Source organism: Pseudomonas sp. BF-B-30 (genome assembly GCF_019956305.1).
GTDB classification, from domain to species: Bacteria; Pseudomonadota; Gammaproteobacteria; order Pseudomonadales; family Pseudomonadaceae; genus Aquipseudomonas; species Aquipseudomonas jessenii.
This window is the reverse complement of record NZ_JAHBDG010000005.1, coordinates 31,097-45,317: the sequence shown is the minus strand read 5'-3', so window position 1 is coordinate 45,317 and position 14,221 is coordinate 31,097. Positions and strand designations below refer to the sequence as shown.

Annotated in this window: 13 protein-coding genes; 4 read left to right on the top strand and 9 right to left on the bottom strand. The window is 60.1% G+C overall.

The window, feature by feature from the left end; genetic code table 11:
- Positions 1 to 10 precede the first annotated feature (10 nt).
- Genes KGB29_RS03210 through KGB29_RS03200 form a run of 3 tightly spaced genes read right to left on the bottom strand, consistent with a single transcriptional unit; the run spans position 11 to position 3,241 of the window.
- Positions 11 to 1,555, bottom strand: coding sequence for a DUF4129 domain-containing protein (locus tag KGB29_RS03210; RefSeq protein WP_150813319.1), 1,545 nt, complete (start codon positions 1,553 to 1,555; stop codon positions 11 to 13).
- Complete coding sequence (locus KGB29_RS03205; protein ID WP_150813318.1) at positions 1,542 to 2,519, bottom strand: stage II sporulation protein M; 978 nt, start codon at positions 2,517 to 2,519, stop codon at positions 1,542 to 1,544. The genes KGB29_RS03210 and KGB29_RS03205 overlap by 14 nt, the downstream gene beginning before the upstream one ends.
- Complete coding sequence (locus KGB29_RS03200; RefSeq protein ID WP_150813317.1) at positions 2,516 to 3,241, bottom strand: RDD family protein; 726 nt, start codon at positions 3,239 to 3,241, stop codon at positions 2,516 to 2,518. Before KGB29_RS03200 ends, KGB29_RS03205 begins: the two co-directional genes overlap by 4 nt.
- A 200-nt stretch (positions 3,242 to 3,441) precedes the next feature.
- On the opposite strand from KGB29_RS03200, the gene sbcB reads away from it, so the two are divergent.
- Positions 3,442 to 4,872 (top strand): exodeoxyribonuclease I, encoded by a 1,431-nt coding sequence (gene sbcB, locus KGB29_RS03195; protein WP_150813316.1) that lies wholly within the window; start codon positions 3,442 to 3,444, stop codon positions 4,870 to 4,872.
- A gap of 99 nt (positions 4,873 to 4,971) precedes the next feature.
- On the opposite strand, the gene mvaT is transcribed toward sbcB, so the two are convergent.
- Positions 4,972 to 5,349, bottom strand: a complete 378-nt coding sequence (gene mvaT, locus KGB29_RS03190) for a histone-like nucleoid-structuring protein MvaT (RefSeq protein WP_007933316.1) — start codon at positions 5,347 to 5,349, stop codon at positions 4,972 to 4,974.
- Positions 5,350 to 5,685: 336 nt separating this feature from the next.
- Between mvaT and purU the strand changes: the two genes are divergently transcribed.
- Both purU and KGB29_RS03180 read left to right on the top strand, forming a co-directional pair.
- Positions 5,686 to 6,534 (top strand): formyltetrahydrofolate deformylase, encoded by an 849-nt coding sequence (purU, locus tag KGB29_RS03185; protein ID WP_057713501.1) that lies wholly within the window; start codon positions 5,686 to 5,688, stop codon positions 6,532 to 6,534.
- An 86-nt stretch (positions 6,535 to 6,620) separates the two neighbouring features.
- The gene (locus KGB29_RS03180; RefSeq protein WP_173677941.1) at positions 6,621 to 6,797 is read left to right on the top strand and encodes a hypothetical protein; all 177 of its coding nucleotides are present in this window, start codon (positions 6,621 to 6,623) and stop codon (positions 6,795 to 6,797) included.
- On the opposite strand, the gene KGB29_RS03175 is transcribed toward KGB29_RS03180, so the two are convergent.
- From KGB29_RS03175 to KGB29_RS03160, 4 genes are all read right to left on the bottom strand, one after another.
- Positions 6,784 to 7,779 (bottom strand): YbhN family protein, encoded by a 996-nt coding sequence (locus KGB29_RS03175; RefSeq protein ID WP_150813315.1) that lies wholly within the window; start codon positions 7,777 to 7,779, stop codon positions 6,784 to 6,786. The two genes, KGB29_RS03180 and KGB29_RS03175, sit on opposite strands and share 14 nt — an antisense overlap.
- The gene (locus KGB29_RS03170; RefSeq protein WP_150813314.1) at positions 7,776 to 8,552 is read right to left on the bottom strand and encodes a DUF2334 domain-containing protein; all 777 of its coding nucleotides are present in this window, start codon (positions 8,550 to 8,552) and stop codon (positions 7,776 to 7,778) included. The genes KGB29_RS03175 and KGB29_RS03170 overlap by 4 nt, the downstream gene beginning before the upstream one ends.
- Complete coding sequence (locus tag KGB29_RS03165) at positions 8,545 to 9,657, bottom strand: glycosyltransferase family 4 protein (protein ID WP_150813313.1); 1,113 nt, start codon at positions 9,655 to 9,657, stop codon at positions 8,545 to 8,547. The genes KGB29_RS03170 and KGB29_RS03165 overlap by 8 nt, the downstream gene beginning before the upstream one ends.
- A 210-nt stretch (positions 9,658 to 9,867) precedes the next feature.
- Positions 9,868 to 11,757 carry a methyl-accepting chemotaxis protein gene (locus tag KGB29_RS03160; RefSeq protein WP_150813312.1) on the bottom strand — a complete coding sequence of 630 codons (1,890 nt, stop codon included), beginning with the start codon at positions 11,755 to 11,757 and terminating at the stop codon, positions 9,868 to 9,870.
- 188 nt (positions 11,758 to 11,945) lie between these two features.
- On the opposite strand from KGB29_RS03160, the gene KGB29_RS03155 reads away from it, so the two are divergent.
- A complete protein-coding gene (locus tag KGB29_RS03155; protein ID WP_150813311.1) occupies positions 11,946 to 13,424 on the top strand; it encodes a helicase HerA-like domain-containing protein in 1,479 nt (492 codons plus the stop codon).
- Positions 13,425 to 13,549: 125 nt separating this feature from the next.
- Here the strand turns inward: KGB29_RS03155 and KGB29_RS03150 are convergent, their stop codons facing one another.
- Positions 13,550 to 14,005, bottom strand: a complete 456-nt coding sequence (locus KGB29_RS03150) for a DUF721 domain-containing protein (RefSeq protein ID WP_150813310.1) — start codon at positions 14,003 to 14,005, stop codon at positions 13,550 to 13,552.
- Between the last annotated feature and the right edge of the window lie 216 nt (positions 14,006 to 14,221).

The window sequence follows — 14,221 nt, the reverse complement described above, 5'->3', positions numbered from 1 at the left end:
CGGCGCCGACTCAACGGACAGCCTCCGGACCGAACAGAACACGCCAGCCGTTACACAGTTCCTGTTGCACTTGAGCGGGCGGCAGGCGATGCCCGTAGGCCATGTTTTGCCAGTGCCCGGTCAGGTTTTGGCTGTAGGCCAGCAAGGCCGGCTGCTGCAGTAGCTCGACACGCCGAAGCACCTGGCCTTCTGTGTCGGCGGCCTTGAGCGCGATATTGAAGTCGTGCAACAGGCGGCTGAGCAGGGCGCGATAGAGCAAGCCAAGCGCTTCGCGTGGGTGGGCTTGCCAGAGGCTTTCGGCGTGGGCGGCGATGTCGGCGGGCAGGGACTCGGGCTTGAGGTCCAGGCCGAACGCCTGCTGCGGTAACGGTCGCGTGGCTTTGACATTGAGGGGCGGTCGTCGGCTGACGAACGTCTTCAGCCAGTCGCGATAGCGCCAGATCAACAGGCCGACGGCGCCAATGACGATGCCCCACAGTACGATTTCGATCAGTGTCGCCAATGTCCCGAAGCGTTGCCCCTCGAACAGCTTCAACAGCGCCTTCAACCATTGTGGTGTCTTACCGTCGTCCAAAGCTTCAGCATTCGGTTGCTCTTCGCCAAAGCGGTAGCGCGTGACCGATTCCCGGTTCTTGAAGGGCGTCTGTTCGAGGATCGCCTTGATGCTGTCCCTGGAGGCCTGGCTGGTCAGGGGCTGGTCCAGCAGGCGCGGGCTGTCGGGTGAGAGGGCCGGTTCTGTGGCCCATGCGTTGTGGGTGGTTGGCATCAGCATAATCACGGCCATCAACAGGACAGCGCCTGCACTGACCAGGCGTTGGCGCATCCGGCGAAACACCAGTTCGATATCCCAGGCCTCCAGCACGGTGCGCCGGTTCAGGTACAGACTGAAACCGCAGGCGACATAGATCGGTTCCCAGACCACCAGCACCAGTGCATAAAAGGCGTTGGTCAGGTGTTCCAGCCAACGCCAGTCCTGGGTGGCCGCCGAGATCAGCGACTGCCAGCTCCAGTCGAGCGCGACCTGTTGTGGCAGCAGCAGATAGAACAACACCATCAAGCCGACCCACAATGCGCCTTCCAGGTGCGCGCCGATGATCGTCAGCCAGCGTGCGGCGCCGGCGTCTCGCTGCAACAGCATCTGTAGGCGTTGTTGCCGTTGCTGCCCGTCCAGTCCTTCGAGTTGCACCACCGGCATCACGAAACTGCGGGGCAAACTCAGGCGTCGCCAGGTCAGGCTGGCCAGCAATTGCGGCTTGAGCAGACGTGGCCATTGGCGCAGGGCCTGTTTGAGCGTGGGCGTTTCATCGAACATGGCCTTGGACAGGATGTATAGGGGAAGGCGTTCGAACGCCGGCTTCAGCCACCAGAAAATGAACACGGCGAGATCGGGCGAATCCCAGAGCCCCCAACTGAGCAGCGCGAAAACCGGCAAGGTGACCAAGGCCCAACTGGTCATCAACAGGCGTCGGTGGCGTTGACTCAGCAGCACCCCCAGGTCCATGGCTTCCCAGGTCGAGCGCGGGCGAATCACCACCGTGGCGTCACTCAGGCGCATGGCGCTGACGTCCGGCAAACACGAGATAAACCACCACCAACAGCCAGAGCGCCGCGCCAACCAGATATTTGGTCTGGTGCGAAGGGCCGGTCATTGACGACCAATAGGCTTCGATAAACGCAGCGATCAACAGAAACAGCATGACCCCGCAGATCAGCAGCACGCTCTTGCGCGCAGCCAATCGCAAGGCCTCGGCCCGTGGCAGGCGCCCCGGGGCGACCAAGGCCCAGCCCAGCTTCAGACCGGCGGCACCGGCCAGGGCGATGGCGCTGAGTTCGAAAGCGCCATGGCCGATCACGAATGACCAAAAGGTTTGTCCGTAGCCGACGTAGGTCAGGTGCCCGGCCACCGCACCGATCATCAGGCCGTTGAAAATCAGGAAAAACACGCTGCCCAGACCGAACAGCAAACCACTGGCGAAGGTCTGAAAGGCAATGCCGATGTTGTGCATGATGTAGTAGCCGAACATCGCCCAGTCCTCACTGGCGGCTCGTTCCGCCGTGCGCCCGAGGTGACCGGCAACGGGGTCGTACATGCTTTGCATTTCGCTGACCTGCTCGACGGGGATCAGGTTGTAGACCAGCTCCGGGTACAGGTACACCAGCAGCGCGAAACCGGCCAGGCTGCCAAAAAACATCAGGCTGGCGGCGAGGACAAAACGCCACTGTTCGCGCACCAGTCGCGGAAAGTCGGCCAGGATGAACGCCAGCACATTGGCCCCCAAATGGCTGCGATGACGGTAAAGCTGTTGGTGTCCGCGCAGCACCTGTTGCTGCAAGGAGTCGATCAGAAAACTGCTGTAGCCACGCTCCCGTGCCAGTGCCAGGTGTTGGCAGAGGCGTCGGTAGTCCTTCGGGAAACTGCCGGCGTCGGTAGCCTTGCCGTCCCGTTCCAACTGCTCGAGCAGATGGGCGAAATGGTTCCATTCGGCCTTGTGCCGGCTTTCAAAAAGGCTTTGCTTCATGTCGGCCCCAACAACCCGCGGGCGATGCCGTTGAGCTCGGTCACTGCCTGCGGGGGTTCGACTTGCAAGGGGTGGGCGAGAATCGAAGCCAGTTCATTGACCCGCGCTTCGGAGAGTTCACCCTGGCGCTCGGCAAACCCGAGGATGGCCCGTTGCTCGGTGAGTGTCAGGACAAAGGCCGGGCGACGGGGCCGGGCTTCGGGGAGCTGGGGGCGAGTGTGCGGTCGTTCGCGGTAGATCACCAGGGTCCCGGCGGCGATATCGCCGAGGCGCTTGAAGTGGGGATGTTGCAGGCAACTGATGGCCCCGAGGAAGTAACCGAACGGCAGCAGGTCGACAACGCGCAGCAGGTTGCGCAACAGCGACGCCGACCAGCCGATCGGGGTGCCATCGTCGTGCACCACCTGCAAGCCCATCCATTGCTTGCCCGGCGAGCGACCGTGGTTCAGCACCTCGAACAGCACCATGTACCACCAGCTCACCACGAACAGCAGGATCGAGCCGAGCCCGGCTCCCAGTTTGCCGAGCATCGCCAGCACAATGAACAGCACGCCCAGGACCAGGCCGCGTAAACCAAGATCAATGGAGAATGCCAGCGCACGGACCATCAACCCGGCCGGGCGCAGTGGCAGGTCGACGCCCTCCGGCGTTTCGACCTGGTACCGCGTATCCAGCGGCGGTGACAGCGGCGCATTCCGTGGCTTTGCTGTGGTCTCGAGCATGGGCAACCTGATGATGTGGCCTTATTCGGGATTGTGTATCCATTCGATGCTAGCAGCCTATTCGAGGGGCGGGGGCCGGGGGAAACGACATAACTATGTATTGCATGGTGAGTCGCGCAAGGTGCTTGAATGACAAGACTACTGGCCGGGGCGGGCGGTGAACGCCTAGACTTTGCCGATCTTCAGTTCAGGAATCGCCCGTGACCTCCATTTTCTGGTACGACTACGAAACCACTGGCATCAATCCCCGTAGCGACCGTCCGTTGCAAATGGCCGGCCTGCGCACCGACTTCGATCTCAATGAAATCGACGAGCCGGTCAATCTTTACTGCCAGCCCAGTGACGACATCCTGCCGCATCCTGCCGCTTGCGCGATCACGGGAATCACCCCCGGGCAACTGCAAGAGCACGGCTTGAGCGAAGCCGATTTCATGACCCGGGTGCATGCCCAACTCGCGGCGCCCGGTACCTGTGGTGCGGGGTATAACATCTTGCGTTTCGACGACGAGATGACCCGCTACAGCCTGTACCGAAACTTTTTCGACCCCTATGCGCGGGAGTGGCAGGGCGGCAATAGCCGCTGGGACCTGATCGATGTGGTGCGCGCGGCCTATGCATTGCGTCCCGATGGCCTGGTCTGGCCGACCGATGACGAGGGGCGGGTCACGCTCAAGCTCGAACGCCTGAGCGCTGCCAATGGCATCGATCATGGCAATGCCCACGAAGCACTGTCGGACGTTCGCGCGACGATCGCCCTGGCGCGCCTGATACGGGAAAAACAGCCAAAGCTGTACGACTGGCTGTTTCAGCTGCGCAGCAAGCAAAAAGTCATGGATCAGATACGCCTGCTGCAACCGCTGGTGCATGTTTCCGGACGATTTTCGGCCGCGCGCAACTATGTGGGGGTGGTGTTGCCGCTGGCCTGGCACCCGCGCAACAAGAACGCCCTGATTGTCTGTGACCTGCACCTCGATCCCCAGGGCCTGCTCGACCTGGATGCCGAAAGTTTGCGCCAGCGCTTGTATACCCGCCGCGACGAACTGGCCGAAGGCGAGTTGCCGGTGCCGTTGAAGCTGATTCACATCAACAAGTGTCCGGTGGTGGCACCGTTGTCGGTACTTCGCCAGGAAGATCAGCAGCGTTTGGGGCTGGATATGGCGCTGTATCAGCAGAGGGTGTCGCAGCTCAATGACGCCCGGAAAGTTTGGCTGGATAAAATCCTGGCGATTTATGCCCGCGAAGACTTTTCCCAGAGCCAGGATCCGGAGCAACAGTTATACGATGGATTTATCGGTGATCGGGATCGGCGATTGTGTGAACAAGTCAGGGCCGTTGACCCGATGCAATTGGCACAAGAACAGTGGCCTTTCGATGACGAACGTTTGCCTGAATTGCTGTTTCGATATCGCGCACGCAACTTTCCCGACACGTTGAATCCCGAAGAGCAAGAACGCTGGCGAATATTCTGTCAGAAACGTTTGTCAGACCCTGAATGGGGGGCGCCAAATACCCTTGAAAGTTTTGTAGAAGCCGCGGCCCAATTGAGCGTTAGTGCTACTGCGTTTCAGCAGGGGGTGCTCGGTGAGTGGCAGGATTATGTCCAAGGACTGCGCCAGCGTTTGAGTCTTTGAAATCGAACATGCCAGGGCTTAAACGCCGAGCATAAAAAAACGCCAGCATTTGCTGGCGTTATTTTTTGTCACGGATCCATCTGCGACAAGCTCTGAGGCTTAGCCCAGCAGGGTTGCCCAGCCTTCCACCACGTCACCGCCCCACTTGGCTTTCCACTCTTTCAGAGTCTTGTGGTTGCCACCCTTGGTTTCGATGACTTCACCGTTGTGCGGGTTTTTGTATTGTTTAACTTTGCGAGCACGCTTGGTGCCGGTAGTTTTCACTGCACCACCGCGTGGTGCCTTGGTTTTGGATTCTGGATCCAGCAGCGCGATGATGTCGCGCAGGGACTTGGAGTATTCACCCATCAGGGTGCGCAGTTTGCCTTCGAATTCCAGCTCGGTTTGCAGTTTGTCGTCTTGGGACAGGTTCTTCAAACGGGCTTGCAGCTCTTTGATAGCTTCTTCGGTGGCGCGATATTCGTTGATCAAGGACATGTGGACTACCTTATGTTGTGCGCTGGATGGCAGATGACAGTGCGGCAATAATAGTCACGGTGTTTCATCAAGTAAACATTTAAGGCAAGTTTATTTAATTTAATTGCCGGGGTTTTTGCGCGCATTGGTAGTGCGATTATTAGTGTGGTCCCGGTCTGTCAGATATACATAAATTAACAATTGGCCGGCACCGCAAGAGCATCTGTGCAAGCAGGCACTGCTGGTGTCCACCCTGCCGCACTGACCTTCCGGCAGGGCGAAACGTCAACAATACTGCAGTTTTGTTGCGCAATCGCTAGAATGGCGGCCTTTGCGAAGTTCTGGAGTTCCCCCCTCATGCGCACTTTTCGTCTGGTGATTTCTTGCCCGGACCGTGTTGGCATCGTTGCCAAAGTCAGTAACTTTCTGGCATCACACAACGGCTGGATCACTGAAGCGAGCCATCACTCGGACAATCTCAGTGGCTGGTTCTTCATGCGTCACGAAATCCGTGCCGACTCCCTGCCATTTGGTATCGAAGCGTTTCGTGAAGCCTTTGCCCCGATCGCCGAAGAGTTCTCGATGGACTGGCGCATCACCGATACCGAGCAAAAGAAGCGCGTGGTCCTGATGGCCAGCCGCGAGTCGCACTGCCTGGCCGACTTGCTGCACCGCTGGCACAGCGATGAACTGGACTGTGAAATTTCCTGCGTGATTTCCAACCATGATGACTTGCGCAGCATGGTGGAGTGGCACGGTATCCCGTACTACCACGTCCCGGTCAATCCACAGGACAAGCAGCCAGCCTTCACCGAGGTTTCGCGCCTGGTCAAGCAACACGATGCCGAAGTGGTGGTACTTGCCCGCTACATGCAGATCCTGCCGCCTGAGTTGTGCAGCGAATACGCGCACAAGGTCATCAACATTCACCACAGCTTCCTGCCGTCGTTCGTCGGTGCCAAGCCGTACCACCAGGCCTCCTTGCGCGGCGTGAAGCTGATTGGCGCGACTTGCCACTATGTGACCGAAGAGCTGGATGCCGGCCCGATCATCGAGCAGGACGTGGTGCGCGTCAACCACAGCGACAGCATCGAAGACATGGTGCGTTTCGGCCGCGATGTCGAGAAAATGGTGCTGGCCCGTGGCTTGCGTTATCACCTGGAAGACCGCGTGCTGGTGCACGGCAACAAGACCGTCGTCTTCTGACAGACGTACGTCACAGTTGAAATTCGAAGGGCCTGGGCGTTCAATCGCTTCAGGCCCTTCGCCGTTTTTGCACCGAGGACATGACCATGGCCGATCCACTGGACAAAGCCACTTCCAAGGCTCCCGCCACGCTGGGCGAGGGTTGCCTGAGCCGCTACGACCCGGATGACATGGGGCCTGAAACCGGTACGGAGTTTCCCGACGCCGCGCAGTTGTGGGAACAGTTGCAGCAAGAGCCCGAGGACAAACCTAAGCCTGCCTGAGTTTCATCAACTTCTTCAGCAGCGGCCGACCCAGCATCAGCAGAAACACCGGCCCACCAACCAGTAAATAGAAGTAATAGGTTACCGCCCGCCAAATCAGAATCGCCGCGGCTGCCGTGGACTTCCCGACCATGGGCGCCAGCAGCGCGGCGGACGTCAGCTCAGCCGCCCCGGCTCCGCCCGGCAGCAGGCTGAATTGCCCGGCGCTCAGTGCCAGCATCTGGATCAGAAAACTCCAGACCCACTGCAAATCCGCGCCGAGCCCGCGCAACGCCAGGTACAGCACGCTGTAGCGCAGGCCCCAATGCACACAGGTCAGGGCGAATACCTTGATCAAGGTCTGCACGGGCAACTTCAACGTGTCGGTAAACGCCGCCAGAAACTGCAGGAGTTTGCGCGCCCAGCGCATTCGAGTGGCCGCTTTGACATTGAGTCGGGCGAGCCAGCGACCACTCAGGCGAATCAATAATCGGTGATAGCGCGCCACCATGACGCAACTGACCAGGCCGCCGAACAGCGAAACGGCGCTGACCATCAGCATCCATTCCATGCGCTGGCTGAGGTGCTGGAACAGGGCGTAGATCAGAATCCCGCTCAGGGCACAAAGAAAAAACAGCAAGTCGCTCAGTTGATCCATGGCAAACACCGCACTGCCCCTGGCTGGACGCACACCGTGACGCGCCAGCAAAGCCATGATCGTCAGAGGCCCGCCACTGCCGCCGGGCGTGGCGCAGTAGGCGAATTCGGCGGCCATCACCATGCCGAGGCTCCTGAGCCGGCCGACCTTGTCGCATTGATCCCCCAGCAATAGGCGCAAACGCAGGGTGTTCACCCCCCAGCACAACAGGATCATGCCGAACATGACCAGCAACCACGGCAGCGGAAAGGCGGTCAGCCGAGACCAGATTTCGCTGCCGCCCAACAGTAATGGAATCAGCACTGCCGCGAGCAGACCGACGAGCAACAGCAGTGCGCGACTCATGCGGCACGGACCAGTCGGTCGTTTTGCATCGCCAGCCAGTGGGCCTTGGTCATTGGCACCCGTCCGTTGTCGAGCAGGCGCTCAAGGGTTTTTAGCCAGTATCGGCGCGAGAACTCATGGCGCATGTCCACCGGGTGCAGGCCCAGGCGAATCACCGGAGCGTGCTGCCAGCGCTGTTCACGCCGGTCGCTGACGAGCTTCGACACACCCCGGCGCCAGGCACTGCGCGCACTCCAGACCAGCCCCGGCGCCTCGAGCGCAGTGAAATCCGGTAGCCGGTATAAATGTTGCGAGTCGCTGGTGTAACTCAGCGGCAATTGGCGCAATGCCTGGCGAGTGCCTTGGCTCATCAGCCAGGCCGGGGCGACGAACCCTTCCAGCGGCCAGTCATGGCGGTGGAACATCTCGATGCCCGAACGCAGGCGGGCGAGGGCGTCTTCCTGCGACAAACGGTAAAACTCGCCTTCGTGGGTGTAGATCCGGCGCATGAACCAGTCGCGGGGATTGATGGTCATCGGCCCGTCGTCGTAATGGAAATAGCCATGCAGTGCCAGTTCGTCGCCTCGGGCGACCCTGGCACTGAGCTGGCGGCAAAACTGCGGATGGGCGTCCAGGTTGTTGTGTTTGTGCAAATCCGGCACCACCAGCCAGGTGATCGGTACGCCACCCAAAGCGTCGACGGCTTTGACGAACGGCTGGTAATCGGCCCAGGTGGGCGGCGCCACGTCGTGCAGTACCAGCAGTAAAGCGGGACTGTTCATGGGCTCAACCATTGGCTGTCAACGGCCATTGGCTGCCGAGCACGGCGTGGTAGTGGCGCAGCAAACTGGTGACCACCGTGTCCCAGGCATAATGTCGTTCGACATGTAATCGCGCCTGTCGGCCCAGCGCTACGCTGCCCGAGCCGAACAGTTCTCGAACAGCGGTGGCCATCGCGGCGGGATTGTTCGGCGCACAGAGCAGGCCGCAGTCCTCGGTGACGATTTCTTCGAACGCCCCGGCCGCCACGGCTACCACCGGAATACCGCTGGCCATGGCTTCGAGTATCACCAGGCCGAAGGTTTCCTGATCGCCAGCGTGGAGCAAGGCGTCGGCGCTGGCCATCAGGCGGGCCACCTGCGCCGCCGGGCAGAACTCGTCGATCACCGTCACGTTGGAGGGCACGGCCGTGGGCATCGACGACCCAACCAGCAGCAGGTGATAGCGTCGGCCCAGGCGTTTCATGCAGTCGAGCAGCACCGGCAGGTTTTTTTCCTTGGAACCGCGCCCGGCAAAGATCAAGAGGTGGGTGTTTTCATCCAGACCCAGTTCGGCCCGCAGCCCGGAATCTCTGGCATCGGGATTGAAGGTTTGCAGGTCGACGCCGAGCGGCTGCACGAAGACATTCCTGACCCCAAGCCCGGTGAGTTTGTCGGCCATGACCCGGCTGGGCGCCAGGACCCGGTCGAAGTTGCCGTAGAGCTTGCTGACATAGGCCTCGACGTTGTTGGTCACCCAGTTGCCCATGCGGTTGCTGACCAGCAGGGGCAGGTCCGAGTGATAAAAACCGATGATCGGCACATCGAGTTGGCGCCGCGCATCCAGCGCCGCCCAAGCGGTGAGGTAGGGGTCGCCAACTTCGATCAGGTCGGGTTGCAAGTCTTGCAGGACATTGCGCCAGGGCGCCAGACGCAGAGGAAAGCGATAGCCCTTGCCGAAGGGCAGGGCAGGGGCGGGAACTGTGAAGATGCCATCCTGCTCTCCAAAGGACGATCCGGGGATCAGCAAACTGTGGCGAATGCCTGGCTTGATGCCCAGGCGACGGTGCTTGGCATCCAGATAAGTGCGCACGCCTCCGCTGGCAGGGGCGTAGAACATGGTGATGTCCGCGATATGCACGATGAACGATCCTCCGGTCCTGTTTCTCCTTTGGTTGACCTATATGAAGGATAGATGTTCGGTTGGGGTTGTGCGGGAGGGATGTCGGCGGGGGGATGTATCGTTTGGCAGGCCGCTATCGCGAGCAAGCTCGCTCCCACAGGAATCTTTGTCGCACTATAGATCTACTGTGGGAGCGAGCTTGCTCGCGATGAGGCCGGTGAGGTTGCCTTAGATCCTGAAGCTACCTACCAACTGCTTCAACCGCGCCGCCTGCTGCTCAAGGTCCGAGCACGCGCGCAATGTCGATTGCAGGTTTTCCACACCTTCCTGGTTCAGCGTGTTGATTTCGGTGATGTCGACGTTGATCGACTCCACTACGGCGGTCTGTTCTTCGGTCGCGGTGGCCACCGACTGGTTCATGCCGTCGATTTCACCGATACGCAGCGTCACGCTGTTCAGGCGCTCACCCGCAAGGTTGGCGATTTCCACGCTGTCCTGGCTGTGGCGCTGACTATCGCTCATGGTGCTGACCGATTCCCGGGCGCCGACCTGCAGCTCCTCGATCATGGTTTGCACCTGTTGCGCCGATTCCTGCGTGCGATGTGCCAGGTTGCGCACTTCGTCCGCCACCACGGCAAATCCACGACCGGCTTCACCGGCGCGGGCGGCTTCAATGGCGGCGTTGAGCGCCAGCAAGTTGGTTTGCTGGGAAATGCTGGTGATCACTTCGAGAATCTGCCCGATGTTCACCGTTTTACTGTTCAGCGATTCGATGTTGGAGCTCGATGCACTGAGCATGCTCGACAGTTGATTCATCGCCACGATACTGCGGTCCACCACTTGCTGGCCGTCTTCGGCCAGGCTGCGGGCATCGCTGGCCTGGCTCGAAGCCTGAGCGGCGTTACGGGCAATTTCCTGGGCGGCGGCGCCGAGCTGGTTGATTGCGGCCGCGACGCTGCTGGTGCGCGAGGCTTGCTGGTCGGAGTTGAACATCGACGAGTTGGAAGCGGCCACTACGCGCAATGCCACTTCGTTGACTTGCCCGGTGGCCGAAGACACTTCGCGGATCGAGCCGTGAATGCGCTCGACGAAACGGTTGAACGCGGTGCCCAGAGTGCCGAATTCGTCATTGTTCTGGATGGTCAGGCGCTTGGTCAGGTCGCCTTCGCCGTCGGCGATGTCGGCCATGGCGCGGGTCATGACGTGCAACGGCTGGATCAGGATGCGAATCAGCATGCCGAGCAGGGCGATGATGATGGCCACGGCGATGATGGTCGCAACCACAGCCGAGGTGCGGAATTCGCTGAGCATCGAGTAGGCTTTTTCCTTATCGACCGACAGACCGATGTACCAGTTGACCGATGCCAAGCCTTTGATCGGGGTGAAGGTCACGATGCGGGTTTTGCCGTCGACCTGGATTTCGCTCATGGCGCTGCTGATGGCCGGCGTGTCTTGCGGGTAGACATCCTTGAGCGCCTTCATCGCCAGCGCTTTGTCGGGATGTACCAGGATCTTGCCGTCGGAGCTGACCAGGAACGCATAACCCATGCCGTCGAAATCCAGCTTGCCAAGGCTGTCGGCGATCACTTGCAAACTCAGGTCGCCACCGACCACGCCGATGTTCTGGCCGTCCTTGATAACGCTGTCGACAATGGAAATCACCAGTTGGCCGGAGGCCAGATCAATGTAAGGCTCGGTCAATGCCGAACTGCTGCTGCTTTGCGCGCTCTTGTACCAGGGACGTGCACGCGGGTCGTAGCCATCGGGCATCTTGCTGTCCGGGCGAATGATGAAAGAGCCATCCTTGTTGCCGAGGTAGGCGCCCATGAAGGTCGAGGTCACGGCTTTTTGTACAAGCAGGCTGGAAACGTTGTCGGCATCGGGGTTGAGCGCAACAGTTTGTGACAGGTTTTCAATCAGCAGGCTGCGCCCGTTCAACCAGGTCTGGATATTGTTGGCGGTCACCGCGCCCATTTCCTGCAGATAATTTTCCAGGTCTTTGCGGATGGCATTGCGCTGCAAGTAGTCGTTGTACAGCGTAAAGGAGGCGAAGGCGGCAATCACAATGAGGGCGGCAGCAAGCAGGATTTTATGGCTGAAACGCAGATTTTTGTTCATGGCTTGGGGTTCCGCTAAGGTCTTAATGTCCAGCGCGTGCTTTTATAAAGGGACGCACGACGGGCAAGGTTGAAAGCAAGTGAATTTTCCGACTCTCCTTAGGGAAATTTCCGACCAGATCGTGTCTGACTGCTTTGTCGTTATCTCTATCGGCCGTGTAGGACCAAAGATTAATCATGGGTGACCAAATGCCTGACTCATTGCAACTCGTTATCGGCGCCGATCCAGAAGGGCAGCCGACTGCCCAGGCCATGCGCCTGGCGAACCGCCACGGATTGATCGCGGGCGCGACCGGCACCGGCAAGACAGTCACTTTGCAACGAATGGCCGAAGCCTTCAGCGATGCCGGCGTGGCGGTGTTCGCCGCGGACATCAAGGGTGACCTGTGCGGCCTCGGCGCCGCCGGCAATCCCCTGGGCAAGATCGCCGAGCGGATTGCCGGGATGCCATGGCTCAACCACAAGCCTCAGGCTTATCCGGTGACGTTGTGGGACATACACGGTCAGTCCGGTCATCCTTTACGCACAACCTTGAGTGAAATGGGGCCGCTGCTGCTGGGCAGTCTGCTGGAGCTGACTGACAGTCAGCAGTCGGCGCTGTACGCCGCGTTCAAGGTGGCGGACCGCGAAGGCCTGTTGTTGCTTGATCTCAAGGACCTGAAGGCATTGCTCAATCACCTGCGGGACAACCCCCAGTTGCTGGGCGACGATGCGGCATTGATGACCACCGGCTCCAGCCAGGCATTGCTGCGACGTCTGGCGACCCTGGAGCAACAGGGCGCCGAAGCCTTGTTCGGAGAGCCGGCGCTGCAACTCGAAGACATCCTCCAGCCCACGGCGGACGGGCGCGGTCGCATTCATTTGCTGGATGCCAGCCGCCTGGTGCATGAAGCGCCGAAAGTCTACGCGACGTTCCTGCTGTGGCTGCTGGCAGAGCTGTTCGAACAGTTGCCTGAGCGTGGCGATGCCGACAAGCCATTGCTGGCGCTGTTCTTCGACGAGGCCCACTTGTTGTTCAACGGTACGCCCCAGGCCTTGCGTGACCGTCTGGAGCAAGTCGTGAGGCTGATTCGTTCGAAAGGCGTGGGCGTGTATTTCGTCACCCAGTCGCCGGGTGACCTGCCGGATGATGTGCTGGCGCAGTTGGGCTTGCGCATCCAGCACGGTCTGCGTGCGTTCACCGCCAAGGAACAGAAGTCCCTGCGCGCGGTGGCCGAGGGTTTCCGGCCGAACCCGGCGTTTGATGCGTTGTCGGTGCTGACCGAGCTCGGGATCGGGGAGGCGCTGGTCGGCACCCTGCAGGAAAAAGGCACGCCGGAAATGGTCCGGCGGGTGCTGGTGGCACCGCCGCAATCGCGGATCGGGCCTTTGACCGGTGCGGAACGCACAGCGTTGATTGCCGGTTCGCCGTTGCAGGGGCGTTATGACAAGCCGATTGACCGTGATTCGGCCTATGAGGTGCTGATGGGACGCAAGGGCCTGGCGCCTGAGCCCGAAGCGGAGCAGGGCAAACAGGAGCCGAGCTTCACCGAACAGGCCGGGGAATTTCTCGGCACGGCGGCCGGCCAGGCGTTGAAATCAGCAATGCGTCAGGCGGCCAACCAGCTTGGGCGACAGCTGGTGCGCGGGTTGATGGGGTCATTACTGGGCGGCAGTAAACGCCGTTGAATCCATTCTAAGTGGGCACAGTAAATGTGGGAGCGGGCTTGCTCGCGAATGCGGTGTTTCATTCAACGAAAATGTTGACTGGTAAACCCATTCGCGAGCAAGCCCGCTCCCACATTAGTCCGATGTCAGGTTCTGGATTTGGCGTGCGCCGCCAGTCGCTCCAGCGCTGCCCGCAAATTCGGGTCGCTGATCCCATCGGCCGTGGCCTGGATGGTCGCTGCCGCGTCGTTGGACAAATCCATGGTATGCCCGGCCGCACCTTGCTGAACGGTCGGCGGTTGAACTTTGAACAGGATCCGGGTCAGATTGGCGAACTCATCGAACATCTGCAATTGCCGCTGCAAACGCTTTTGCTGGTAACGCAGGCGAGTTGCCCAATGACCGTCGGTGACAATCAGCAACAAACTGCCTTCGCGCCAGGAAGCCACGTGGCAATGCTCGCGAGCGGCGGGTTGCAATTGGCTTTCGAGCAAACGTTGCAGATGACCCAGGCGTTGAGCGTGGCCGAGAATGGCCTTCAGCGGCTTGGCTTCGCGTAGTAGAACGGCAGGTACTTTGGCCGTAAGTGGGCGAAATGCCATGATCAGACACCTGAAGTAACAGAGGCGCCATGGTAGCAGAAAGCGCCGAGTGCACCCGCCCATTGCTTTTGTGGGCGCTTTACCCATTAAATCAACAACTAACTTCTGCCTTGAACGGCTTGAAGTTGAGCAAAACGCCCTTATTTTAAGTGAGCCCCGTCAAAGCGCTGTGCCAGCATCGTGGAATATCGCCACTTTCCTCTCCATCGTTTCCGG